Origin of the sequence: Candidatus Accumulibacter contiguus (genome assembly GCF_036625285.1) — a bacterium.
GTDB classification, from domain to species: Bacteria; Pseudomonadota; Gammaproteobacteria; order Burkholderiales; family Rhodocyclaceae; genus Accumulibacter; species Accumulibacter contiguus.
The window spans coordinates 220,523-244,714 of sequence record NZ_JAZKUC010000001.1; the positions used below are offsets into that span (position 1 = coordinate 220,523).

The window sequence follows — 24,192 nt, forward strand, 5'->3', positions numbered from 1 at the left end:
GGAGCGGCGGCCATGACTCCCAATGTGCTGACAAATTCCGTAATCGAACCACTTGAAGCCGGCAAAGGCGGCGAAGGCGGTGATTTTCAGGTAAGCAATGCCGATTTTTTGGCGGCGGTGTTTCCTCTTCTGCCGGAAGGCGCGTTCGCGGCGGCGTGCTCAAAGAGCGGCGACCCCGGTCTGGGCGGATGGTCAGCCAGTCGTGCCGATCAGGTGGCCAGCCATCTTTCTGCCGCAAACAACAACTACGTTGCTTGTGCGAGCTTTTACCCTGGCGACGATGGTTCATTCAAAGCGCGCAAGATGCAGTTTGCCGCCTGCCATTTCTTGATGCTCGATGACTTGGGCTCCAAGGTACCGCTGGAGCGGCTGGTCGGTTTTGAATTGTCCTGGCTGATCGAGACCAGCCCTGGCAATCATCAGGGTGGGATCATCCTCGCCGAACCGCTGACCGATGGCGCGGCTGCCGTGCGACTGCTCAACGCGATGATCGACTCGGGGCTGTGCGATGCGGGCGCGACGGGGCCATTGAGTCGCTGGGCGCGGCTGCCGGTGGCGATCAATGGCAAACCCAAATATGTTGGCGAAGCCGGTGCACCCTTTCAATGTCGCCTGCTCGAATGGCGACCGGACGCCCGCTATACGCCACAAGAGATTGTGGAGCGCCTGCAATTGGAACTTGCTCCGGCCGGACGACCGAAGAAAACTGCCAGACCCTCGGCACGCGTTGCCCAGGTAGACAATATCTCGCGCAGCATCGGCAATGACGCCGACGATGTACTGACACCCAGAGCGGCGGAGAACCCTGTGGTCGCGGCACTCAAGGCGCGTGGGTTGTACAAGACGCCACTGGGCTCCGGAAAACACGACATCACTTGTCCGTGGGTTCAGGAGCATAGCGATGAACTGGATACCGGTGCCGCATATTTCGAGCCAGACGAGCTTTACCCGTTAGGTGGGTTCTGTTGCCAGCACTCGCATCGCGAGAAGTTCCACATCCGGCAGTTGCTCGAATTCCTTGGTGTGCACAATGCCGAGGCACGGCACAAGCCGACGATCCGCGTGGTGGCTGGGGACTTGCACCGGGTGGTGGATGCAGCGGAGAAAGAATTGGCAAACCGGGGGCGGCACTTTCAGGCGGGTGGTTTGATTGTGTCGGTCTCGACCGATCCGACCACTGGTGATCCGTCGATTGTTCCAACCAGCGCACTGGCTCTGACGCGGGAACTGTCTGTCGCGGCGACCTGGGAGAAATACGACGGGCGAGCGGAAGGCTGGGTGAACTGCGATCCGCCAGCGCGGCACGCGGCGATTCTTTACGACCTGCAGAACTTTCGGCGTCTACTACCCTTGTCCGGCGTCGTGCGGCAACCTTATTATCGCGAGTCGGATGGCGAACTGATAGCACAGGCCGGTTACGACAAGACCGCGCAGCGCTTCGGCGTGTTCGATGCGAAGCAGTTTGGTATCCCTGACCCGACACCGGACGCGGCACGTGCGGCGCTAGCCTCGCTGGAAGAACTGCTCACCGAGTTCCACTTCGTCGCGGCCTACGATAAAGCGGCTGCACTGTCGGCGATCTTCACCGCCGTGGTGCGTCCATCGCTGCCACACGCGCCAGGGTTTCATGTTCGAGCGCCGGTATTTGGCAGCGGCAAAACCTATCTTTGCGAACTGATCGGTGCCTTCGCCGGGCCGGGCGGCAATGCCAAAGTGAGTTATCCGACCACCTCGGAGGAAGCAACCAAGGTAATTCTGTCTTTGTTACTGACGAGCCCTGCAGTGATTGAGTTCGATGACATGGACACCGACTGGATACCCCACGGCACCATCAAGCGGATGCTGACGGCGGAGCAGATCACCGACCGGATTCTGGGCGTGAGCAAGACGGCGACGGTGAGCACGCGCACCTTGTTTCTGGGTTCGGGCAATAACGTTGGGCCTATTCGCGACCTGTTGCGGCGCGTGCTGACGATCCACATCGATCCGCGTTGTGCAACACCAGCAACGATGACCTACAAGGGCTTTCCGGTCGATAGGGTGCGTCAGCATCGGGGGGTATATGTCGCGGCGGTGCTGACCATCATTCAAGCATGGCGCAAGGCCGGGAAGCCTCGCGCGGCGGCGGACAGCATCGTCACCTACGGAGGAGCGTGGTCGGACTATTGCCGATATCCGTTGATGTGGCTGGGGCAGCCTGACCCGGCCACGGCGCTGCTGAACCAGGTGCGCCACGATCCTGATGGCGAGGCACTCAGCGGTTTGATAACCGAATGGCGTGCCGTATTTGGATCGAGCGCGACGACGGTGCGTAAAGCCGTTGAGTCGGCACTGTCCAACCAGCCCAATCTGCTTGATGCGATACGCGAATTTCCGGTGGAAGAACGCGGCGAGATCAATCGCTCGAAGTTGGGCTGGCTGTTGAAAAAGCATGCGAACCGGATTGTCGGCGGGTTTGAGTTTCAGCAAGCGGAGGCCGATGGGCGCACCGCATGGCGTGTCAGGGCGGTGAAATCACCTCCTTTAACACCTTTACCGCCTTTCACCACGCCGGTTGAGAAATCTGTCACGCCAGCGAAATCAGAAGTCGAGGTGGAGATATGAGCCCCACCGAGATCATCGAACTTGCAACCGAGGAAAGCGTGCTGCTCGCGCTCTCGCCCTCGGGCAGCATCTCGGCAAAGGGTGACCAGTCGGCCATTGACCGCTGGCTTCCCGTAATACGGCAAAGCAAGGCCGCGATCATTGCCGAATTGCAGCTTCAGTGCCGCCGCGCCAAGGTGTTGGCGATGTTGCGCGATAACCTCGGCGCCCGTTACGCCATCGAGGTGGTGAATGCAAGCACCGACCCGGTCATCGTCTCCATCGGTATCCGTAACGTCGCCACCTTCGAGATGAACATTACGCAGGCTCACTACGACGCCTTCGTGTTGCTTGAGTTGATTGAAAAACACACAGGAGATGAGCATGCAAACGCTTGAACACGACTTGCTAGGTTTGACCTGCGTGGTGACCGAAAAAGAAACGTCGGTGGCCAGTTACGAAGCGGTGCGTTACAACGCCATTAATTCTACTTTGCCACATTTCTAAAATGGTTGAAATACAGGCTATTGAGCTACATATCTAATGCTCTACCACATAAGGAGTATGACGATGAAATCGCCAAATTTATTTATTTGGGATCGGGCGTGCGGTGGCCAGCTGCTGCGAGAATCTGACCAGCCATTTTCAGTCGTTCCGGGAGTGTTTCCGCAGTAAAACGCGAAGCACGGCCGAGCAAGCTGAACAGTACTTGCGGGGCCTTTTTCAAAGCCCTCGTGCGAACCTGGAACAGATGAGCGAGACGGTGGCGGAGACCGAGTATTACAGCCTCCACCACATGTTGAGCGATGCTGCATGGGACTTTGAGAATGTGCGTCGGGAGACGGCGCGACAAGCGGACGAGTGGATCGGTGGGCCAGAGACGGGACTGTTGCTCGATGAGTCTGGGGTCCAAAAGAAGGGCGACCATTCAGCGGGCGTGGCCAGGCAGTACAACGGTCGCCTGGGTAAGGTCGAGAACTCGCAGGTTGGAGTGTATGCCGCCTTGGCACGAGGGTCGCAGGCGGCGATCATCGACTTCGAATTGTTCCTTCCAGAGCGTTGGGTTGAAGACGCCAAGCGTTGCCAGGAAGCGGGGATTCCGGAATCGGCACGGGTCTTTCGGACTAAGCCGCAGATGGCTGCCGAGATGGTCAAGCGGGCACGAGCCGCCGGGGTGCGCTTTGGCTTCATCGGTGCCGACGGCCTCTATGGCCACGCGACTTGGCTGCTGTTTGATTGGGACGATGCAGGTGAGGTATTCGCCACCGAGGTGCACAGCGACCAGCAGTTTTACTTTACCGATCCGGGAAAGGCGTGGGTACCGGCCTGGGAAGCCCGCGAATGGGCCGCGCGCCTGAAACGAAAGGAGTGGCACCCGGTGATCCTGCGCGACGGGGAGAAGGGTGAAGTGCGCGCGATGTTTGCCCATACCCGCGTGTGGATCAGTCATCCGAACAGCGCACAGGCCCGCCAATGGCATCTCCTGGCACGCCGCGATGGCAAGGAGGTGAAGTTCATGCTCTCCAACGCGGCGCCCGACACGCCACTTCGCGAGCTGGCACGCATGCAGGCACAGCGCCACTTCATCGAGCGCGCCTTCGAGAATGCGAAAGGTTGCTGTGGGATGGCCGACTACCAGGTACGCAAGTGGCGGGCTTGGTACAACCACATGGCGCTCGTCTGCGTTGCACTACTCTTTCTCGTCAAGGAGCGGCGGCAACACTCACCCTACGCCGAGTTACTGTCCTGTGCCGATGTCGTCGACATGCTCGTGGCGCAGCTCCCGGTGAAGATTCACGGTCGCGAAGACCTCGTGCGAATCATCGCCGAGCGTCATGCACGGCGACAAAGCGCCCGCGACAGCGCCTACCGAAGGCAGCCGCCAGCACCCAAAAATGCCATTAGAATCTGTTAATGTAGAATTAAGCACGGCATTCTCTCAAAGCTGGTGGTACTGGCCCACGAAGACCATACGGAGTTCGCCGACCTACTAGCGGCGCTGATCGATGAGCACCAGCCGGCGGGGATAACCGAGCGGCATCTGGTCGAAGAACTGGCGGCGATTATCTGGCGGAAGCGGCGGGTGTTGATAGCCGAAGGGGCGAATATCAATGAGGGGCTGAAAAGCGTGTTGAACAGCCCGAAGCCAGTGATATCGGCGGCGGCTCCGTTTGAACGTGGTCTGTCAGGCGAGAACACCGACCTGCGCGACCTGTTCGATACCACCCCGGAAGACAATGCCGATAGCCTGAAGAGCGCCGAAATTGATCTTGCTGCGGGGCGGAAGGCGGCGGCGATTTTACGCAAGGGGGGTGCGAATGCCTACGAGAAAGCTCGGCGTGCGCTGATTCCAGATTCCCGTGACTGGTGGGATCAACATGTCGCCGATGAGGAGTACCCGGCCACTGCTGAAGGGCTGGCCAAGTTCATTCGTGATTCACTGGAACCGATCTGCTATCGCATGATGAAGGAAGCCCAATTTACCCCAGCCATCAAGGCGCAAATCCTAGGCGAAGGGCTGCGAGCGCACCTGTTAGAGAAGCTGAACCGCTATGAAACGCATCTGGATCGCAAATTTGAGCGAACGCTGGCCATGCTCCTGAAGCTAAGACAACTCCGTACCGGCTGAAACGGAAGCGTCGTGGAACGTAGCGCAAAGCCATGCGTGGCAAGGCTTTCAGCAAGTTCAGGCAGGAATCGGGTGGCAAAATTTCTTGATGATTTCGGCAGAATCCGGGAGTAGAAATGGGCGGCATCGGCAGCGGGAGACACTGGCACTTCGGCGCGAAGTGCACCACCGAAGATTCGAGGCCGCTCGACATTCGTCGGCTACAGCAGGCCGGTGTCCTGATGTCTGGGCAGTGTTTCTGGTGGCAGTGGACGGTGAATGGTCGTGCCGTGGCCAATATTCAGGGCAGGGTGGCAGCCGATGGCGTTGTTCTCCTCTACCGACACCGCAGCGGTAATGATGAAAATTGGCAGGATGTCGAGCAGCCGGTTCGATTCGATCACACGCCCTGCACCTACGGGGGAGCGAGGCGCTGGTGGGTCTGTCCGTCCTGCGGTAGGCGCGTCGCGGTACTCTACGGACCTGGCAATCTGTTTGCCTGCCGCCAATGCTACCATCTCGTCTATGCAAGCCAGCGGGAAGCAGAGGACGATCGTGCGCGGCGGCAGGCAGAGAAGCTCAGGCGGCGTTTGGGTTGGCCGGCGGGCATTGCCAATCCCGACGGCGGGAAGCCGAAGGGGATGCACTGGCGCACATTCGAGCGGCTGACTGCGGCACACGATGTGTGTGCCGAGGCATCGCTGGCGGGTGTGACGAAATGGCTGGAGTCGATGAAAAGGAGGAAGTGTGGTGGGCGCAATGATGCGGAGGGGAAGGGCTGAATCTGTTTCGCAAAATGGCGGCAGGGTACCAAGGACGGGCACGATGCCTTGAGGGACCTTACCTAACTGGGAAGGCTTGCAAAAGAAGTAGACGTTTGGTTAGTATCTGTCCAGAAATAACTTGTACAACTTATACGAGTAGGCGACGATCTCGTCATGAGTAATGACGAGCTAGTTGAAACGATCCGTAAGAAGTTCGAGCGCGTGTCCACGGTTTTGGATGAGCGGGGGCGTCGTGTGTGGGCGTTGGCGGAAGCCGAGGCGCTCGGTTACGGCGGACAAAGCATCGTCGCTAAAGCCACGGGGCTATCGCGAATGACGCTGTATTCGGAAAAATGCGGTCATGCCCAGGACGACCCGGCGGGTTCTCGTAGACACGTCCGAAAAGCAGGGGGTGGACGCAAGAAGCTGATCGAGCACGAGCCGACATTGCTCTCGGCGCTGGAAAGATTGGTGGAACCGACCACCCGGGGAGACCCTGAGAATCCTTTACGGTGGACCTGTCTGAGTACCCGTCAACTGGCGGCGGCCCTTGAACAACAAGGCCACCGGATTGGTCGTCAGACCGTAGCGGTTTTGCTGGATAAGTTGGGCTATAGCCTTCAGGGAAATCAAAAGACCAAGGAAGGCACCGTCCATCCGGACCGGGATGCTCAATTCCGTTACATTCACGGTCGAGTCGAGGATTTCCAACGACGGGGACAGCCTGTGGTTTCAGTCGATACCAAGAAAAAGGAACTCGTCGGGGACTTCAAAAATGGAGGCCGAGAGTGGCGCCCCAAAGGAAACCCCGAACCGGTTCGCGTTCATGACTTTATCGACAAGACCCTAGGCAAAGTGAATCCCTATGGCGTCTATGATCCAACGGCAAACACCGGTTGGGTTAGCGTTGGGGTCGATCATGACACCGCCGAGTTTGCGGTGGAAACGTTACGACGGTGGTGGGAAAAGATGGGACGAATTCGTTATCCCGGGGCTACCGAACTGTTGGTGACTGCGGATGGTGGTGGCAGCAATGGGGCGAGAGTACGGTTATGGAAGGTCGCTTTACAGCGTCTGGCCGACCAAACCGGCCTATGCATCTCGATCTGCCATTTTCCACCGGGAACTAGCAAATGGAATAAGATCGAACATCGGATGTTCAGCTACATCAGTATGAATTGGCGAGGAAAGCCTCTGGTCAGCCATGAGGTCATCGTCAATTTGATTGCTGCCACCACCACACAAGCAGGCCTAAAAATTGAGGCGGAGATGGATACCAACACCTACGCGAAAGGCATACACGTGACTGATGATGAACTCGATAAAGTTCACATAGAACGCTCCGAGTTTCATGGTGAATGGAACTACACCATCCGGCCATCGGTTTGAACTTGTACAACTTATTTCTGGACAGATACTTAGCGGAATCTACGGTCACCAATCAACAGAGTAAAGATGGAAAGTGCTTGCCAACATGAGCCCTGGCGACGGCCGACGCACGCCTGACTGATGGGCTCTTTCCGGTTAGAATTCGGGCGGACATAGGGCAACATCAATCCCGTGGGGGTAGAATTGGGGGTATTGTGAGATGCATGTGCTGGTAATTTTTTTATAAACAAATTGATAGTATTGTTGTTCGATTCCCTTCCTGGCACCATCAGACAAGGCACGGCAAGTGATTCAGCGGTACGCGTGTAAATCGGCGAGTGATTCACGACTTATCCACAGCGCAGAGGAACAACCACCCACGGCGCACATTTCAAACCATGAGCACGATCACTTTCGACACCCAAGAGCTTGTCCAGGAACTACGGGCTGCCGGCATGCCCGCCGAGCAAGCCGATGCCGTGGTGCGCACCATCGTCAAGTCGCATACCGAGTTGGCGACCAAGCACAACATCGAGCGACTGGAATTGCGAATGGAGAACCGATTTGCCTTGGTGGATGCCAAGTTCGACAAGCTTACCTGGATGCTGGGCATCCTGATCGCGATCGCCTTGGCCAACTTCGCCAAGCAGTTTTTCTGCAGCCCTGACGCATGACCAGCAAAGCCCAGCCGTAGCAAGGCTTGGCGGCGAGAGGTAAAAATAACTTTTGCAAAGGGGGGCTAAACAGGCACGCGGGTTTCTGGCAGGATAAGTGTAGGACAACAGGTCTGAGCTTGAGCCGGAGGATCCGTGATGGAGGTCATGAGTACGAGGAGTTGGGTGCACTGTGGTCGCGAGTTCAGCGCCGCGGAGATTGCTGATCTGTGTGCGACAGTGGCATGGCTGCCGGGATTGCCGCGGCAGGAGTTGGCGGCAACGCTGTGCGAACATCTGGCTTGGTTCACCCTATCGGGAACACCGAAGATCCACGCTTGCCAAGAGTTCCTGGAGCGCTTGCAGACGGCCGGGTTGCTGGTACTGCCGCCCTCGCGCCAGCGGTGGAGGCGATTGACGAAGCACCGATTGACGGTCCGTTGCTGGCGCTCGGCCCGGTGCGCCTGGAGATCGTACGCGAGACGACCGGGGTGGCGCAGTGGGATGCGCTGGTGGCGCGCTGGCACCCGCTGGGTTTCCAGGGGGCGTTCGGTTACCGGCTGCGCTACTTCATCACGGCGGGCGACCGGCGGCTGGGCTGCGTCCTGCTGTCGGGCGCTGCCCGGGCGGTGGCCGTGCGCGACCGCTGGATCGGCTGGACGGCGCCGGCCCGCCGCGAGAACGTGGCGCGGGTGGTGAACAACAGCCGCTTCCTGATCTTTCCGCACGTCCGCGTACCGCATCTGGCCAGCCATGTGCTCGGGCAACTCGCGCGCCGCACACGCGCGGACTGGCTCGATCACTGGGGCTTCGAGCCTTGGTTGCTGGAGACCTTCGTCGATCCGCGTCACCATGCCGGCACCTGCTACCGTGCCGCCGGCTGGCAGTGGCTTGGGGAGACCAGCGGGCGCGGGCTGGCCCGCCCCGGCCAGTCGTATCACAGCACACCCCGCCAGGTGTGGGTCAAACCGCTGACCTCGGATTATTGCGACCGACTGTGCGCCGTGCCGGGGAGCACAAGGTCATGAGCAAACCCTGCCGTCGCCCGGCACGCGCCGCCATCCAGGAGCTGCGCTCAGAGAAGAGGCGGCAGGAGAAAGCACTGAACGCGAAACTGCGCGCGACGGGACAAGTTCCCCACTCCGCCGCTTCTTTGCCCAACCGAGGCTCGGCCTTGGCGACCGTCGACGAGGAACAGGAGGCCCGCGAGGACGCCGTGAGCAAACAGATGCGTCCCTGCGCAAAGAGCTGCCCACCTTGCTCGCCCGACGGGAACCAATTCCCGACCCGAGAGACCCCAGGAAGCGCCGGCACAAGCTGACCTCGCTGCTGCTTTACGGCTTGCTGATGTTCGTCTTTCCGTTCTCCTCCCGGCGCGAGACCCACCGCGAACTATCCCGTCCGCAGTTCATGGCCAACCTCCAACTGCTATTCCCGGAGATCGATACCCTGCCACACGCCGAGACCCTGTTTCGGCTGCTGCGCGACATCGACCTGGAGCACCTCGAACAGGCCCACATCGATCTGGTCAAGCCGATCCGGCTCCTGCTCGACGGACTCTACGCCAACGGGCCGGTGATGCAGCGCTGCCGTGGCTACCACTGGCAGTTCATGATCGTGCTCAAGAACCAGGATTTGTCCACGGTCTGGCAGGAGTTTCGCGCGCTCCACGTCCTGAAGCCGCAAGCCTTGCAGCGCTGCTGGGGACGACGCCAACAACACTTCACCTGCAACGAACTGCGGCTCTTCGATGTGCTGAGCGCGCCGGACGGTACGCTGCTGATCTTCGGCACCGCCCTGCCGCGCCGCGCCAGCGAACTGCCGCCATTCGCTGCCAGTGCCGAGGTCAGCGAACGCCGGGTACTAGCCCGGCCCGAGCCACTGGCCTTTCCGCTCCACACCCTGGTGGTCGACCGCTGGTTCGCCGAGCGCCCATCCCGTGGCGGTCCGGCGCGGAGAGAAGCTCCGGCAAGCACCAGCGTTGCATGGCAGCCCCCCGGGAGTCCAGCCACGCCGACCCCGTCCTGATCCTTTGCGCTCGATCCCCGGCGGGAGGACTGACACAAAATGGCGTCACCGCAACTGGCGCGGCTCGACTTTGAGGACTACGGATACGCTCGGCATTCCCCTGCCTTGCATTCCGCATCCTTACCCGCCCTGCCAGCGCCATGCTGAGCAGACCCGCCGCTACTCCGATATAGCCGACCAGATGGTAGCCGGTGAAGCGCCCATCGGTATCCTGCGCGATCACGAAGCCGGCGAGCGAACTCGCGGCGCCCATGGCCAGCGATTGCACCATCGAGCCGAGAATACCGCCGAACGCCCCGGCCAGCCCGCGCGCCACGAGCAGCGTGGCGTAGCTGGTCGCCAGCCCGCAGGCCAGCGTCGCCAACACAAACAGCGCAAACAGGACGAGCATCAGCCGCTTGCGTTCGAAGCGGTCGACGAAGCCGGCCGCCGGCACGCCGGAGGCACAGAAACTGTAGGAGGCGACCAGCAGGCCGAACTGCCGCGTGTCGATACCCAGCCCCTGCATCAGGAAGGGGTCGAGCGGCATCGTCACCATGAAATCGACGATGTGGCTGAACTGAACGGCGGCCAGCGTGAGCAGGAAACAGCGCTCGCGTTCGGATGAGAGAGTCGGGATCGGTGCCCCTTCAGGTGCGCTCAAGGAGCGGCGCGAGGTTCGGACTCGAAGCGAACGAGCAGATCATCGTAGCGCGCCGAACGCTTAGCGAGCACCCCGCTGGTGCCGCCCAGTACCTCCTCAAAGAAGGCCAGCGTCAGATCAACCGTCGCCGCCTTGACCAAGGGATTCAGGTCGCGCCCGCCCGTGCCGAGGCGGTCGGTGAACATGCTGTGCGAACCGTCGCGAAATGCCACGAGCGCCTTGCGCGCACTGCCGGTCGCCGCGAAAACACGCAGCCGGTCCTCGTAGCCGGAGCGATAGCCGGGAATCCGGATTTCGTCGCCCTTCGCCGTAATGTGCAGCGTCGGGATGCCGACCGGCTGCACGACGGACTCCGGGTCAGGCTCGCCGTGGAAGGGAGGCGCACTGATGATGACGGCACCGACGATTCGGCTGTCGCGGTAACTTTGCATCCCTTGCGGGCGCGCAAACACCGCCCCGGCGGCCAGCAAGGCCGTGTTGGCTCCGTAGGAATGACCGGCAGCGAGAATCCGCCCAGCATCGATCGCGCCGGCAAGCTGCAGATCGGCGAGCACCTCGTCAAGCGCGAAGCGAAGGTCGCGCACGCGGTTGACCGCCTCGGCCTCGCTTGCCGCCGATTGCAGCCGGGACACCATATCCAAAGGGTTTCCACTCCACAGGCGACTATCGCTGCCGGCGTGCTGCACGTGCAGGCTCGCATAGCCACGCGCCGCCCAGTTGGCGCCGAGATAGGAATAGCCCTCGCGCGAACCGCCCATGCCGTGCGAGAAAGCCACCATCGGCAGCGGCCCGTACCGCACCGCCGCGGGCGGCAGGTAGAGTTTGGCGAGCACCTCGCGCTGCCGGTCGCGGTCGAACCACTGGAAATAGCGGATTTCATAGTCGGCCGGCTTTGGAACCAGATCGGCCTCGACCAGCGCCGCCTGGTTGCGTACCGACCAAGACTCGACAAATCCGCCCTCGCGCCCATCCGGCGCCCCCGCGCAGGCGACGAGCAGATTCGCACATGCCGCCAGCACCAGCACGGCGGTCCAATGGATGTGCTTCATCAAAGATCGTCTCCGCGGAGGATTAATTTTTTCCAACTCCCGTCTGATCATCCAGCGCCGAGCAAGTTCAGGTTTCAAAGGAACTTAAACGCGTAGGTTGCGGCGAAGCCGGGCCGGTGCGGACGAATGTCCGCAGGCGATCCGTAGGCGATTCACCTGCCGAAGATGTTTCCGACAGTGCCAAACCTGGAGCAAGACCGATCAGTGCTGAAGTTGACCATAGAGCCGGCTGTAAAGCCCGTCGCCCTTGATCAGCTCATCGTGCATGCCTTCCTCGATGATCTGGCCGCCATCGAACACGTAGGCCCGGTCGGCTTGTTTAACCGCGCTCAGCCGATGGGCGATGATCAGGGTGGTGCGGTTCTTCAGGAACCCGCGTAGCGCCTCATGCAGTCTCGCCTCGGTTTCGGCGTCGAGCGCCGACGTGGCTTCGTCGAGGATCACTACCTGGGGGGTGGACAGCACTACCCGAGCGATCGCGAGGCGCTGGCGCTGGCCCCCGGACAGGCGCACGCCCTGGCGGCCGACGATGGTGTCGAGGCCTTTCGGCAGCTCGCGTACGGTATCGGCCAGTTGCGCCACGTGCAGGGCCTGCCAAAGCTGTTCATCGGTGATTTCGCGGCCCAGGGTCAGGTTCATGCGCACCGTTTCGTTGAACAGCGCGGGATGTTGCAGTACGGTGGCAACATGGCTGCGCACCACGTCCATTCCGATCTCGGTCATCGGCACGCCGTCGAAACTAACCGTGCCGGAGTCCGGTGGATACAGGCCGAGCAGCACCTGGACCAGGGTCGACTTGCCGCCGCCGGAAGCACCCACCAGCGCAACTTTTTCTCCCGGCCGGATTCGCAGGCTGACACCGTTCAACACGGGGGTATCGCCGTAGCTGAAGCGGACGTCTTCCACCTCGACGCCGACCGTATGCTGGCCGGCGAAAGGGTTCTTCCGGTGAGGGTAATGCGGCTCATCCTTCAATTCGAGCAGGCAGTTTATGCGGCTCAAAGCCGCCTTGGCGGCATAGAAGGCGTACTGGATGCCGAGGATTTCCTGCACCGGGCCCATCATGAACCAGAGGTAGCCGAAGACCGCCATCATCTGGCCGATGCTGAGATTGGAGTACACCACCATCAGCATGCTGATGGCGCGGAATACGTCGAAGCCGAACAGAAACACCATGAAGGACAGCCGCCCGGCCGCATCGCTCTGCCAGGAGAAAGCGGCAGCATCAGCGCGAATGCCGCGCGCCCGGTCGATCACCTTGGCAATGTAGTGGCGCTCGCGGTTGATGGCACGGATTTGCTGGATTGCATCCAGGGTTTCGGTCAGCGCCTGCTGGAACAGCTCGAAAGCGCTGTTTTCGCGCTTCTTCAGATCCTTGACACGCTTGCCCAGCACCGTGGTGAAGTAGATGACCGCCGGGTTGAGCAGCAGGATGAACAGAGCCAGCTGCCAGTGCATCCACAGCAGGACGATGGCGGTTCCGACGATGGACAGCAGCGCTACCAGGAATTTGGACACGGAAGCGCCGATCAACGTGTCAATCGCGTCGAGGTCCTTGACGAAATGGGAAGCGACAGCGCCGCTGCCCAGCGTTTCGTACTCGGACATGGCGATGCGGCTCAAACGAAGCAACATCTGCTCGCGCATGCGGAAGACCACGTCCTTGGCGATCAGGGTGAAGCTGCGGCCCTGCCATACGCCCAGGATCAGCGCCGTCAGCCGCAGTGCCAGCGTCAGAGCCAGCACCGCGCTGATATACAGCACCGGCCCCTGCCAGGCGGTGGGGAACTGGCTATTCAGCCAGAACACCAGGCGACCGGGCTGTTGCAGCAGCACTTCGTCCACCAGCAGCGGCATCAGCAGGGGAATCGGCACGCTCGCCACTGCCGCCAAGATGGCGACGATGTGCGCACTAATCAGATCCTTCTTGTGCTTGCGGACGATGCCGAGGATTGAGTGCCAGGTGTATTGCTCGGGCATGATGTGTGGACCGAAAAGGCACTAGAACGCAAAGAGCCTGATCTTTGCAGGGCATCTGCGGCTTTGCCGTGAATGATATCTGGATTATGGCCGCGTCAGTCGCGCGCTTGGCGGCCGACCGCTGCGGCACCGTGGTCGCGGAAATGCACCGCCACTCGTTCTCCCAGTTGCCTGCCACTCAGCCAAGCGCCTTCGACCTTCCCGCCATTCAGCCAGTCGCCACACAGGCCGATCCGGCCGCCGGCTTGCTGTTGTCTCGGGCAATCCAGCGTAGCGGCCCGGCATTCACGAAAGCGGCATCGAAAGGCAACTCGAGCGGCGCGGCGAAGCGCAGCATCAACGCCCAGGCGCCGTGCATGACGACATTGCCGGCGAGCGCCGCCAGACCGGGAGCCGCTTCGCGCAGAAGGGGCGCGGCCTGGGGGGCGGGCAGCGCGAGCAGCGCGGCGTCAAAGCTGCGCTCCAGCCAGCCGCGTTCGGCCGAGAGCAGATGCCAGCCATCCGGGCGGCGCTGCAGTTGCCGGATGCTCGTGTTAACCTCGAGATCCAGCTCGTCGGCGAGGAAGCGGCATGGTGCCGACATGCGCGGCAGGCCGACGAAACGTTCCAATGCGGGGTCGGGGACATGCGCCGACGGGTCACCGAGGACGTGCAGCCTGGGGTGCCAGGATACGGCGACGCCGGCGTGTTGCCAGCGGGCAACTTCGGCGCGAAAGCCAGGATCCCGGGCGGTGAAGTACTGGGCGCCGTGGTCGCACTGCCAGTCGTCGCCGCGTCGGGTGCTCATGCGCCCGGACGGGCCGCGGCTCTTGTCGAAGACGCCCACTTCGAAGCCCGCCGACTGCAGGAGCGTGGCGCAGGAGAGGCCGGCGATGCCGGCGCCAACCACGGCAGCGCGGGGCGGCGAAATCATGTTTGCTTGCTTTGTCACAGCCGACATCGCTCAGCGCCAGCCCTGCAGCCAGCGGCGGCAGTCGGTCAAGTCCCGCCAAGGCAGGGTGAAGCTGCGCCGCGAAATCACGGCCTCGATTTCGACGAGCTCGTTCCGGATGGCGGTCGGCTCGGGGTGCATGACCCGGGTGACGATGAAGTGCTTTTCCCGGTTGCGGGGGACCCGCGCCGTCCACTTGCTCAGCAGCAGCTTCCCTGGGTTGGGACCAGGAGCGGCCGGGCGTCGCTGCGCAGCGGCTCCGGCCGTCACCAGGATTGTCTCGGGCTTCATGGCGGCTTATTTGTCCTGGACAAAATCTAATTTGTATTCTATCATCTTCGCGTTTCGGTGGTAAACAATCCGATATGTGTCCACTACAAAAGCTGACACCCCAAAGGCCGTTGCTGGTGCGGTCAGCAATGGGACGGCCCGAAGATGTGCCGTGCGCCTCTGGCGCGGGCTGAAAGTCCTGGCCCGTCCGCTGCGAGGGTGGCGGCGCGTCCACCCGCCAGAAGCCACGCACGATCTGCAACCCGATGAGTTCCAACCAACGGGTGGGTTGGGTACGACGCGAGCTCGGTGGTCTCGCAGTCCTCGGACTGCTGATGCCGTTGGTTGCCGGTGCGGCCCGCCTGGGTGAGGCGGATGTTCGCGCCGTCCGCCAAGTGGTCGAGTCACGGCTCGGCGCGTTCGCCGCGGGCGACGCCAAGCGTGCCTTCTCCTATGCCTCGCCGTCCATCCGGGCCAGGTTCGGCGACGCGAGCCGCTTCATGGCCATGGTGCAGGGCAGCTACCCAATGGTGGTGCGACCGACCGCCGCTCTTTTCTTCCTGGCGCAAAAGGATCACGGGACCGAAGCGGCCAACGTGACGGTGCGCCAAGCAGTGCAACTGCGTGACCGCAAGGGTCGGCTCTGGAAGGCCACTTACCTGCTCGAGCGGCAGGCGGGCAATGTTTGGCGCATCAACGGCTGCGTGGTTGTGGCCGGCAATGCGAAGTCCTTGACCTGATGCCGTGGCGCAACGGTCCATCGACATGACAGGCGCGGCGGCGCTGCTCTGGTTCAAGCGCGATCTGCGGGTACGCGACCACGCCGTCCTGGCCGTGGCCGTGCCGCGCCGGAGGGCCAGGGCCGGTTGGTCTGATCGAGCTTGAATCGAACCACCCCAACCATCGCGAGGTCACCATGAACCTGTTCAACAAGCTTCCCGGTTTCCAGAGATCGGCGCCGGGTTCGGAGCAGCGCATCTGGCGGCGCCTGCCGGCCATCCTGCTGTGGGGTACGCTGCTACCGCTGCTGTCCGCGGGCGTGAATCGGGCGCTGGCGCCGTTCGTGTCCCTGTCAGGTAGCAACGAAAGCGCACTGCTGTTGTGGGACTACGCGATGTTCGGTGTCTCGCGCTGCACTGGTCGCTGGTGCTGACGGTGGCCCTGGGCTGCTTCATCGTCAGGGTGATGAAGGGGCCGGCTTATGTCGCCGATGCCTACCCTCTGAGTGATGGCGATGTTCCGTCATGCAAGCGATGACCCTCTATTTCGATGGCGCCTGCCCGCTCTGTGCTGCGGAAATCCACCTGCTGGCAGCGCGCAACCGACGCCAGTTGCTGCGCTTTGTCGACCTCAGTAAGCCGAATGCCGAGTTGCCTTGCACCGTGGTGTGCGCGCAAGCGATGGACAACATCCACGCCATCCTCGATGATGGAGGTACCCTGATCGGCGTGCCGGTGTTTGCCGAAGCTTATCGCCGCGCCGATCTGCCGTTGCTGGCCTGGCTGTTTTCGCGCCCCTGCCTGCGCTGGTTACTCGAGCCAGCCTACGCCCTCTTTGCCCGACACCGGGCCCGAGTCTCGGCTTTGGCGGGACCGCCCTTGTTGCGTTTGGCGCAGTGGATTTTCCGTTAGGCAGACAGGCCTGTTCAGCGCCTGCAGAGTCTGACGTCTTCTTGATTTTGCCGATCCCGATTTGAATGACTTCAGTGCTGTTCGATTTTTCCGACCCAAGGTCGGTGGCTTTGTGGAACCCGATCAACGATCGGGTGATGGGTGGGGTATCCCACAGTCAATTACGCAACGACCCAGCGGGGCATGCCCTGTTTTGCGGGCATGTGTCATTCGAGAACAACGGCGGGTTCGCCTCGGTACGCTGCCAGCCCGGTGATTTTGGCAAGAAAGAAGTCATTGCTTATCTCCTGGAAGTTTGCGGCGACGGCAAGCGTTACAAGCTGAATCTGCGCACAGACGAAGGCTTTGACGGCGTCGTTTACCAGGTGGGGTTCATCCCTCCAACTGGTCAGTGGGCGACCTGCCGTCTCGCCAGCGCCGACTTCTTGCCGAGTTGGAGAGGGCGACCGGTACCGGATGCCGCACCGCTCGATACGTCTTGTGTACGACAGATCGGCTTGATGATCGCCGACCGACAGGCGGGGCCATTTGGATTGGCCGTGCGATCGATTGCGACAGAAAGCGCCTGATTCTGCTCGAATTGCCGGGACTTGTCGCCAGGATCGTTCTGTTGGCCGTCCTGCGCCTGGCCATCCATTGCAGCCTGCCACCGGAACGGGTGCTCAAAGCCGGGACGCCGGCCGATATAGGTTGGCAATATCACGATGCCGGCATTGGAAAACCCTTTGTTGGAGATCGATGGCTTGACCCACTGCAAGCAGAGATGCGTATTGCGACAGAGCATCAGGGATAGCGGTAGGCATCGGCCGTCTAAAGCAGCCTGATTCCCCTTAGGTCGGGCAGATTTTTGAAATCGGCCAAAGACAACAGCTGCGGCAAGGCCAGCTTGTGCCAGCTCTGCCACAACCGGCCGACTGCGGCCGGCAACGAGTTGAGCACGCCGTTCGGCGCCATCTGCGACATGAACAGCTGATAAACGCCTTCCTTCGCGCCCGCCAACACCGTGCTGGCGAGCACGCTGCTGCCCGCGACCAGATAGGTCTGCAGGTCGCCGAACGCGATCAGCAGTGGCTTGGGCGCCGGCATGAACGGCTTGAGTGTGCGCCCGGCGAGCAAGTGCGCGACGTTGGCCACGGCGAGCGCACCCATGTCGATGGCGTTGTAGGCCTGCTTGCCGACGGCTTGCGGCAGCTGCGACGCGTCGCCGACGACGAAGGTGTTGTCGAAATATCGACTCTGCAGCGTCTGGTGCACGTCCGCCCAGACCTGTGGTGGCCGCGCCAGGCCCGACTCGCACAATAGCGCTGGCGGTGCCAGACCGGCCGTCCATAGCGTGAGCTCGGAGCGCAGCCGCGTGCCGTCCGTCAGGCGCACGCCTTTTGGAGATACGCTGGCAATCGTCGTGCCGGTGCGGAACTTCACCGCATACGGCTCGCACAGGCGGCGAAGATCGGCATCCAGTGCCGCCGCCAGACCGGGCAGCAGCTGGGCGCTGGCTTCGACCAGCTCGACCGACAGACTGGCATCGTCGCGGTGGCGACGCAGTATCTCGCCCAGTGCCTCGATGCCAGAGATGCCGCCGCCGGCGATGACGATGCGCAGCGGCTTGCCTTGCTGCACGAGCATGTGCAACCTGTGCTCGATCGCCAGGGCGTCGGCGACGCTGCGAAACCGCATGGCGTAGCGGTCGGCGCCCGGGGTGTGATGCGTGTTCCATAGCGCGCCCACCGCCACGATACAGGCATCGAAGCCCAGTTCACAGCCGCCGGCCGTAGCCAAGCGGCACTGCGCCGGCTGCAGTACGGTCACGCGATCCCGCAGGAAGCGGTGTCCCGCCTGCTCGACGATGGCGATGCGGTCCAGACGCAGTCCCTGGGGCGTCTTCACGCCTGACAAGATCTCGTGGATGTTTGGCAACCACTCGAAGTGTTCGCTCGGGTCGATGACCGTCACCACATGGTGGCGTGACAACTTGATCGCGGCCGTCAGGCCGGCGAAATTGCCGCCGACGATGGTGATGCGCTTGCGCTTGCGCTTTTCGGACATTGAGTTCCCTGTTGAGGCATCTGGGTCATGCGCAGTCCGGTTTACCAGGTAACGATCGGACCTGGCCCGCCGTCCGGCAAATCCCCGGGGGGAGACGCCATGGTTGCAGTCCTAAAGGGACAGGAAATTCAGCGATCTCTCGCGAAGTATCGCCGCGCTTTTCTGCCCATGTCAATCGGCAATGTCGTTCAGGAACGTAATCGGCTGCGGCCCGCGGCGGCCAGACGCCTTTTTCGGCCGCACGCTCAGGTCCATCTGATTGACCGCGGCCAGAACAAACCGGGCCAAGTGATGCTCCGGGAGCCACTCTGCTTCACACGGTCGACGCCAGCGTGCGCGTCGAAGGGACCGACCGCCAGGGCCTGGAACGGCTGTTCGCCCGTTACGCCTGGGCGCTGCTGCTCGCGCGGATCTATGAGGTCTTTCCGCTCCTCTGCCCACGCTGTGGTGGCGAGATGCGAATCATCGCCTTCATCACCGACGCCGGGGCCGTTCGCGACATCCTGACCCATCTGGGCGAACCGACATCGCCGCCACGCCTGATGCCCGCCCGTGCGCCCCCGCTATGGGAGAGGCCGGGCGCCACCCTGGCCGAGGACGAACGGCAGCCACAACCGGTGCCGGAGTACGAATTCGACCAGCGCATTACCTGGTAGGTGCCAATGCGCAAAGGTCCAGACTGAAAATTCGGGATGCGCCCGGCGCAGGATCGCCCGCACCCGGGAAACCACCTCGCGGGGGCTTGGCGACGTAGTCGTCAGCGCCGAGTTCCAGCCCGACGATGCGGTCCACCTCGTCGGCACGGGCGGTGAGGAAAATCACCGGCACGTCCGAATGCCGCCGCAGAGCGCGACAGACGTCAAAGCCGCTCATGTCCGGCAGACCGACGTCGAGAACGACCAGATCGTGCTCTCCGGCCGCCAGCCGGGTCAGCGCTTCCGCCCCGAGAATGCAGCAATCACTGGTGAAGCCGTCGGCTCGCAGAACATAGGCCAGGGTGTCGGAAATGGCGGGCTCGTCGTCGACGATGAGGATCTTCATGACCACGATGGTAGTACATTCCGCGGCCGTCGTCGTCGCCCACGGACAGCCAGCCGCGAGCGTGGACGGGAAGCCGACGTTCAGGAAACTTCCCTCTTCTGCCCTCCCGCTCGTGCGCTTGCCCGGCCTTCTTGTTCAATCAAGCACCGTGATCATCCCATTCATTTCCTCATGCCCCGATCCGCAGAACACGTCGCATAGAAATTCGACTTTGCCGACCTTGGCCGGCAGCACGCGCAGGCGCGTGGTCTTGCCCGGCACAATATCGGCGCGCACACCAAGGTCCGGCGCGTTGAATCCCATGAACACGTCTTGCGTGGTGAATTCCAGGATGACCGGCACGCCTTTCTTGAGCTGCACGTCGTGCGGGGTGAATGCAAACTTCCTGGCGGTGATCTTGATCACCTGCTCGTCCATCGCGACGGCTTGCGCGGCGACATAGGCAGCGGTCATCATTGCCGTGGCGCTCGCCACGGCAATGAGCAGTTGTGCTTCACGTTTTGTCAGTAGCATTTGCTTGCGCTTTCTTGACGACCGTGAATTCGCTGAGCGCGGTTTGCCCCGATTGGGTGTCGACGCTGACACCGCGGAAGCCCAGCCCCTTGTACGGCTCCGACGCGTCCCATGCGAGCGGCGCACGTTTGGGCACACTGCCGGCGACGGGCAACGGAAATATCAGCGATTTCGCCGCATGGTGCGCAATATGGCCGGTCATGTGGTGATGTTCCTGATGGATGTGGCCGTAGAACACCGTCAGGTTTTTGTACGGCAGCAACAGGTCGATGGCCCTGGCTCCGTCGCGCGTCGCCCAGTCCCATTGCGGATACAGAGCGAACAGCGGTCGGTGGGCAAATACGACGATGGGCGAATCGGTTTTCTGCTGCCTGAGATCGGCGGCGAGCCACTCGAGTTGCTCGCCACCCATGCTCGCGCCGGCATCGGACACGTTGTCGACGACAATGAAGTGCACGCCCTTGTGATCAAAGGTATAAGTCGTGGCGCCGAAAAATTCCCTGTACGCCGCGCTGTTGTCGAGCGCAGAATCGTGTTCGCCGGGCATGAAGCGAACGGTTTTCACCTTGAGATCGCTGGCGATCTGAGTGAATTCGGAAAGTCGCCGGCGACGTTCCGCCGGATCATCCGTCGTATGCGTGAGATCGCCGGTGAAAATGATGAAATCCGGCTGCCGTTCAAGCGCGTTGACCGTCGTGATCGCCTTCTTCAGCGTGCCCTTCGCGTCTGGATTGGGCGGACCTTCAAAGCCCCAATGGCAGTCCGACAATTGCACAAAGTAGAATTCGTCCTGCCCTGCCGCCAGCGCAAAGCCCGGCAGGCCGGACGCAAACACCACTCCACCGAGTCCCGCAAGTTTGAGAAAATCCCGTCTGTCGATCGCATTGCTCATTGCCGTCTCCTGTTTTTGGTGGATTGAGATACAGTCGCGCTTGCCACCTCCCTATAACCGGCGCGGCAACGGAAATATTCCCGGCCGGCACGGGAATAAAACGTGCACCCAATCGGTAGTATCGGCAGCACATCAATCGCCTTGGACTTGAGCTTGGAACCACAACGGCAGACGCGATTCGAGGAAACCGTGATGGCGCATTTCGACGCGGCCTATAACCTGGCACGCTGGCTCGCGCGCGACGAGCACGACGCCGAAGACGTCGTGCAGGAAGCCTGCCTGCGCGCGTACCGGTTTTTCGGAAGCTTTCACGGCGGCAACGCGCGCGCATGGCTGCTCGCCATCGTGCGCAACACGTATTACACGTGGCTTGAAAAGAATCGGGCGCAAACGCTGAACGTGCAATATAACGAGGACACGGTCGCGGCCGTCGATTACGACATGGCGACCACCGGCGACAGCGTCGAGCGCTTATTGCATGCAGAAGACACGCGGCGGTGCGTGCACCGCGCGCTCGAGCAGATCCCGGCGGAATTCCGTGAGGTGATCGTGTTGCGCGAACTCGAAGACCTGTCGTATCGCGAGATTGCCGAGATCGCTGATATCCCGCTCGGGACCGTGATGTCGCGCCTGTCACGCGCGCGCAAACTGCTGCTGCACGCTTTGCAAGAACTCGACCAGGAATCCTGATATGGACTGCGCGCGAACCCGTAATTACATGCACGGCTATCTCGACCGCGAACTCGACCCGGTCACGGCGTCCGGCATCGAAGCGCATTTGCAATCGTGCGCGGCGTGCGCGCAAGCCTACGCCTTGCAAACCTCATTGCATAAGGCGATCAAGGGACAGGCCACGTACTACACGGCGCCCGAAGCGCTCGCGGCGCGCGTACGCGCAGGATTCAGAACGACCCGTGAATCAGCCGGCAAAACGTACACCCCTCCGCACACCCCTCGCCGACAATGGTTGGCGCTCTTCGCGGCGGTTGCGGCGAGCGTGTTGATAACCTGGACTGCCGTCATTCAACTCGAAACCGGATCGCGGGATGAGCGTATCGGCAGCGAGGTCCTTGCCGGTCACGCGCGCGCGGTGCTGACGAACCATCTGGCGGAAATCGCATCCTCCGATCGGCACACCGTCAAACCCTGGCTGAGTTCGAAGCTCGATTTCTCGCCGCCGGTGACCGATCTGACCACTGCGGGATTCCCTCTCGTCGGCGCGCGTCTCGACTACCTTGACAATCGTCCGGTTGCGGCACTTGTTTACCGCCACCGCCAGCACGTGATCGATCTTTTCATCTGGCCGGACACGCAAGCGTCCGCCGCCGCCATGCAGGCATCGTCGAAGCAGGGATTCAACCTGCTGCACTGGACCCATGCAGGCATGACGTTCTGGGCGATTTCTGACCTGAATCCGGCGGCCATCAGAACTTTCGCCGAGACTTACATGGGCCTGGCAGAGGCGGCAGGCTGAAAACCAGCACTCATCGGGAGCAGAGCAGCCCCAACTCAGTGCAGGACGATCGGGCGTGCTGCACCAGCGCAGTAGGTGTCGAGGAGGGCGTCGATCGATTCTTCGTCGCGTTCATTGTCGGGAATGGCGTCGATGGCCTGGCGCAAGTCCCGTGCGACTGATCCCTGGACATAAAGGCTGCGGCTGGCCGCCTTGTCGACCAGCTCAAAACCCTGTTGTACCGGGTAAGTGACTTGGAAGGGCTCATTGAACCCGTCACAAGAGGAGACCCGGAATCGCCATTGAGATGGACTGCCAGGAGTGTGCGCAATGCTGAAGTTCATGGACGAGCGTCGGCACAGCGGTCGTGAGCATGAAGGCGGGTTTGAGGCCTTCGAGCGGGAGGTACGGCAACGCTTCAGCGAAGCGGAGCGCGAATTTGTTGGGGAAGAACTGGCGCGGTTGGACGTCAGTCTGCCGGAGATTTTCATTAGCGGAGTGCTGCACCGACGGGTCATCAGTGGCTACGGTGAATACCTGACGGCGGCTGGGCCGGTGCGCGTGCTGCGGCACCGCTACCGTGCGGTGGGGACGAACGGGCAGAGCGAATGCCCGCTGGAATGGCGTGCTGGAATAGTGGAAGGTTTCTTCACGCCGCTGGCGGCGCGGATGGGCTATGGGCGGTGACGCATCTGAGCCCGAGCGAGAGTGAAAGCTTGTTTCGCGAATTGGGCGGTATGAATCCCTCCCGCAGCAGCCTGGACCGTTTGCCGAAGGGCGTGAGCGAGAAGTGGGAACTGGGGCGCCGGGAATGGGAACCGGCCCTGCGTGCGCAGGAAGAGGAGGTCGCCGGTGCGGCGGTGCTGGCGGTATCGCTGGATGGCGTGATGGTGCCGATGAAGGACGGACAGCGCGAGGCCAAACGCGAGCAGAGCCGGCAGGAAGGCAAGCAAACCCGTGGTCCAGCGGGCTGTCGCGAGGTAGGTTGCGGGACGGTCAGCCATTACGATGGGCAAGGCGAGCGCCTGCGAACGGTGCGCTATGGTCGCATGCCGGAGTCGAAGAAGCCGACCTTGAAGCGCCAATTGGCAGCGGAAGTGGAAAACGCCTTCCGGCAGCAGCCGAACTTGCGCCTGGTCAAAGTCGCCGATGGGGCGCGCGACCACTGGGAATTCCTAGCCAAGGAACTGCCGCCGGGAATTGAAGTGGTGGATTTCTTTCACGCCGCCGAACATCTGCGGCGCGCCTTCGATTCCATCTACGGCGAGGCTTCCCCCAAGGCCAAAGCGAAGGCCGAGGAATACCGACAACGGATGCTCGATGCCGAGGACGGCGTCGGCAAAGTCATCCGGACCCTGACCTATCACCGCCGACGTAAGCTACGCTCGAGAAAGAACTACAGTACTTTCGGCGCAATCGATCGCGCATGGACTACGCCAGGCTCCGCGCCCAGAACCTACCGATTAGCTCCGGCGTGATCGAAGCCACTTGCAAGACCCTGGTCACCCAGCGCATGAAGCGATCCGGTCAACATTGGACCATCGATGGCGGTCAAGCCATCCTGACCTTTCGCGCCCTGGCTCAGAGTGAGCGCTTCGACGCTGCCTGGAAAATGGTCGCTGCCGAGTATCAGCAGGACATGGTCTTCCCCGAAAACGTGCTGCCTTTCCCGGCTCGGAGAACATCAGTGAAGCCAGACCTAATGCTACCGCGCCACATCTCGACTCTACACCCAGTCT

At 61.7% G+C, this 24,192-nt stretch carries 27 protein-coding genes and 3 pseudogenes; 20 read left to right on the top strand and 10 right to left on the bottom strand.

Annotated elements, in window-relative coordinates; all coding sequences use genetic code 11:
• Positions 1 to 12 precede the first annotated feature (12 nt).
• From V5B59_RS01055 to V5B59_RS01100, 10 genes are all read left to right on the top strand, one after another.
• Positions 13 to 2,604, top strand: coding sequence for a DNA-primase RepB domain-containing protein (locus tag V5B59_RS01055; protein ID WP_332351413.1), 2,592 nt, complete (start codon positions 13 to 15; stop codon positions 2,602 to 2,604).
• Entirely contained in the window at positions 2,601 to 2,981 is a 381-nt protein-coding gene (locus tag V5B59_RS01060) for a hypothetical protein (RefSeq protein WP_332351415.1), read from the top strand. The genes V5B59_RS01055 and V5B59_RS01060 overlap by 4 nt, the downstream gene beginning before the upstream one ends.
• Positions 2,968 to 3,090, top strand: coding sequence for a hypothetical protein (locus tag V5B59_RS01065; RefSeq protein WP_332351417.1), 123 nt, complete (start codon positions 2,968 to 2,970; stop codon positions 3,088 to 3,090). Before V5B59_RS01060 ends, V5B59_RS01065 begins: the two co-directional genes overlap by 14 nt.
• Before the next feature lie 103 nt (positions 3,091 to 3,193).
• Positions 3,194 to 4,498, top strand: a complete 1,305-nt coding sequence (locus tag V5B59_RS01070; protein WP_332351419.1) for an IS701 family transposase — start codon at positions 3,194 to 3,196, stop codon at positions 4,496 to 4,498.
• 33 nt (positions 4,499 to 4,531) lie between these two features.
• Positions 4,532 to 5,212, top strand: a complete 681-nt coding sequence (locus tag V5B59_RS01075) for a hypothetical protein (protein WP_212761155.1) — start codon at positions 4,532 to 4,534, stop codon at positions 5,210 to 5,212.
• Between the two features lie 116 nt (positions 5,213 to 5,328).
• Positions 5,329 to 5,973 carry a hypothetical protein gene (locus tag V5B59_RS01080; RefSeq protein ID WP_138679301.1) on the top strand — a complete coding sequence of 215 codons (645 nt, stop codon included), beginning with the start codon at positions 5,329 to 5,331 and terminating at the stop codon, positions 5,971 to 5,973.
• Positions 5,974 to 6,129: 156 nt separating this feature from the next.
• A complete protein-coding gene (locus V5B59_RS01085) occupies positions 6,130 to 7,344 on the top strand; it encodes an ISAzo13 family transposase (protein ID WP_332351424.1) in 1,215 nt (404 codons plus the stop codon).
• Between the two features lie 377 nt (positions 7,345 to 7,721).
• Positions 7,722 to 7,997 carry a DUF1640 domain-containing protein gene (locus V5B59_RS01090; RefSeq protein ID WP_332351426.1) on the top strand — a complete coding sequence of 92 codons (276 nt, stop codon included), beginning with the start codon at positions 7,722 to 7,724 and terminating at the stop codon, positions 7,995 to 7,997.
• Between the two features lie 317 nt (positions 7,998 to 8,314).
• Positions 8,315 to 9,004 carry a DUF4338 domain-containing protein gene (locus V5B59_RS01095; protein ID WP_332351428.1) on the top strand — a complete coding sequence of 230 codons (690 nt, stop codon included), beginning with the start codon at positions 8,315 to 8,317 and terminating at the stop codon, positions 9,002 to 9,004.
• 229 nt (positions 9,005 to 9,233) lie between these two features.
• Entirely contained in the window at positions 9,234 to 10,004 is a 771-nt protein-coding gene (locus V5B59_RS01100; protein WP_248594839.1) for a transposase family protein, read from the top strand.
• Positions 10,005 to 10,302: 298 nt separating this feature from the next.
• On the opposite strand, the pseudogene V5B59_RS01105 reads toward V5B59_RS01100, so the two are convergent.
• From V5B59_RS01105 to V5B59_RS01125, 5 genes and pseudogenes are all read right to left on the bottom strand, one after another.
• A pseudogene (locus tag V5B59_RS01105) lies at positions 10,303 to 10,542 on the bottom strand (MFS transporter); the annotation flags it as partial.
• Positions 10,543 to 10,643: 101 nt separating this feature from the next.
• Positions 10,644 to 11,696 (bottom strand): alpha/beta hydrolase family protein, encoded by a 1,053-nt coding sequence (locus V5B59_RS01110; RefSeq protein ID WP_169070433.1) that lies wholly within the window; start codon positions 11,694 to 11,696, stop codon positions 10,644 to 10,646.
• Positions 11,697 to 11,897: 201 nt separating this feature from the next.
• Positions 11,898 to 13,676, bottom strand: a complete 1,779-nt coding sequence (locus V5B59_RS01115; RefSeq protein ID WP_169070432.1) for an ABC transporter ATP-binding protein — start codon at positions 13,674 to 13,676, stop codon at positions 11,898 to 11,900.
• Positions 13,677 to 13,884: 208 nt separating this feature from the next.
• Complete coding sequence (locus V5B59_RS01120) at positions 13,885 to 14,589, bottom strand: NAD(P)/FAD-dependent oxidoreductase (RefSeq protein ID WP_308240109.1); 705 nt, start codon at positions 14,587 to 14,589, stop codon at positions 13,885 to 13,887.
• A 30-nt stretch (positions 14,590 to 14,619) separates the two neighbouring features.
• On the bottom strand, positions 14,620 to 14,898 hold the full coding sequence (locus V5B59_RS01125) for a TIGR02450 family Trp-rich protein (protein ID WP_169070431.1): 279 nt from the start codon (positions 14,896 to 14,898) through the stop codon (positions 14,620 to 14,622).
• Between the two features lie 245 nt (positions 14,899 to 15,143).
• Between V5B59_RS01125 and V5B59_RS01130 the strand changes: the two genes are divergently transcribed.
• From V5B59_RS01130 to V5B59_RS01145, 4 genes are all read left to right on the top strand, one after another.
• A complete protein-coding gene (locus tag V5B59_RS01130; RefSeq protein ID WP_332351435.1) occupies positions 15,144 to 15,617 on the top strand; it encodes a DUF4864 domain-containing protein in 474 nt (157 codons plus the stop codon).
• 176 nt (positions 15,618 to 15,793) lie between these two features.
• On the top strand, positions 15,794 to 16,030 hold the full coding sequence (locus V5B59_RS01135) for a hypothetical protein (RefSeq protein ID WP_169070429.1): 237 nt from the start codon (positions 15,794 to 15,796) through the stop codon (positions 16,028 to 16,030).
• A 91-nt stretch (positions 16,031 to 16,121) separates the two neighbouring features.
• Positions 16,122 to 16,508, top strand: coding sequence for a thiol-disulfide oxidoreductase DCC family protein (locus tag V5B59_RS01140; protein ID WP_169070428.1), 387 nt, complete (start codon positions 16,122 to 16,124; stop codon positions 16,506 to 16,508).
• Positions 16,509 to 16,573: 65 nt separating this feature from the next.
• Entirely contained in the window at positions 16,574 to 17,077 is a 504-nt protein-coding gene (locus V5B59_RS01145) for a CIA30 family protein (protein ID WP_169070427.1), read from the top strand.
• Positions 17,078 to 17,318: 241 nt separating this feature from the next.
• Here the strand turns inward: V5B59_RS01145 and V5B59_RS01150 are convergent, their stop codons facing one another.
• Positions 17,319 to 18,554: an NAD(P)/FAD-dependent oxidoreductase gene (locus tag V5B59_RS01150; RefSeq protein WP_169070426.1), complete on the bottom strand. Its 1,236-nt coding sequence runs from the start codon at positions 18,552 to 18,554 to the stop codon at positions 17,319 to 17,321.
• 332 nt (positions 18,555 to 18,886) lie between these two features.
• On the opposite strand from V5B59_RS01150, the gene V5B59_RS26035 reads away from it, so the two are divergent.
• Entirely contained in the window at positions 18,887 to 19,210 is a 324-nt protein-coding gene (locus tag V5B59_RS26035) for a hypothetical protein (protein ID WP_169070425.1), read from the top strand.
• Positions 19,211 to 19,243: 33 nt separating this feature from the next.
• Here the strand turns inward: V5B59_RS26035 and V5B59_RS01160 are convergent.
• The 3 genes and pseudogenes from V5B59_RS01160 to V5B59_RS01170 form a co-directional block, all read right to left on the bottom strand.
• Positions 19,244 to 19,595 (bottom strand): annotated as a pseudogene (locus tag V5B59_RS01160) (response regulator); the annotation flags it as partial.
• Between the two features lie 135 nt (positions 19,596 to 19,730).
• Positions 19,731 to 20,051, bottom strand: coding sequence for a cupredoxin domain-containing protein (locus V5B59_RS01165; RefSeq protein ID WP_248594838.1), 321 nt, complete (start codon positions 20,049 to 20,051; stop codon positions 19,731 to 19,733).
• Positions 20,052 to 20,088: 37 nt separating this feature from the next.
• The gene (locus V5B59_RS01170; RefSeq protein WP_169070423.1) at positions 20,089 to 21,000 is read right to left on the bottom strand and encodes a metallophosphoesterase family protein; all 912 of its coding nucleotides are present in this window, start codon (positions 20,998 to 21,000) and stop codon (positions 20,089 to 20,091) included.
• 192 nt (positions 21,001 to 21,192) lie between these two features.
• On the opposite strand from V5B59_RS01170, the gene V5B59_RS01175 reads away from it, so the two are divergent.
• Together V5B59_RS01175 and V5B59_RS01180 are read left to right on the top strand one after the other, a co-directional pair.
• Complete coding sequence (locus tag V5B59_RS01175; protein ID WP_169070422.1) at positions 21,193 to 21,690, top strand: sigma-70 family RNA polymerase sigma factor; 498 nt, start codon at positions 21,193 to 21,195, stop codon at positions 21,688 to 21,690.
• Between the two features lies 1 nt (position 21,691).
• A complete protein-coding gene (locus tag V5B59_RS01180) occupies positions 21,692 to 22,474 on the top strand; it encodes an anti-sigma factor family protein (protein ID WP_169070421.1) in 783 nt (260 codons plus the stop codon).
• A 35-nt stretch (positions 22,475 to 22,509) separates the two neighbouring features.
• On the opposite strand, the gene V5B59_RS01185 is transcribed toward V5B59_RS01180, so the two are convergent.
• Entirely contained in the window at positions 22,510 to 22,677 is a 168-nt protein-coding gene (locus V5B59_RS01185) for a DUF3567 family protein (RefSeq protein WP_248594846.1), read from the bottom strand.
• A gap of 21 nt (positions 22,678 to 22,698) precedes the next feature.
• Between V5B59_RS01185 and V5B59_RS26040 the strand changes: the two are divergent.
• The 3 genes and pseudogenes from V5B59_RS26040 to V5B59_RS01195 all read left to right on the top strand — a co-directional run.
• Positions 22,699 to 22,782 (top strand): annotated as a pseudogene (locus V5B59_RS26040) (ISAzo13-like element transposase-related protein); the annotation flags it as partial.
• A gap of 1 nt (position 22,783) precedes the next feature.
• Entirely contained in the window at positions 22,784 to 23,140 is a 357-nt protein-coding gene (locus V5B59_RS01190) for a hypothetical protein (protein ID WP_169070420.1), read from the top strand.
• A 50-nt stretch (positions 23,141 to 23,190) separates the two neighbouring features.
• On the top strand, positions 23,191 to 23,931 hold the full coding sequence (locus V5B59_RS01195; protein ID WP_169070419.1) for a hypothetical protein: 741 nt from the start codon (positions 23,191 to 23,193) through the stop codon (positions 23,929 to 23,931).
• Positions 23,932 to 24,192 lie beyond the last annotated feature (261 nt).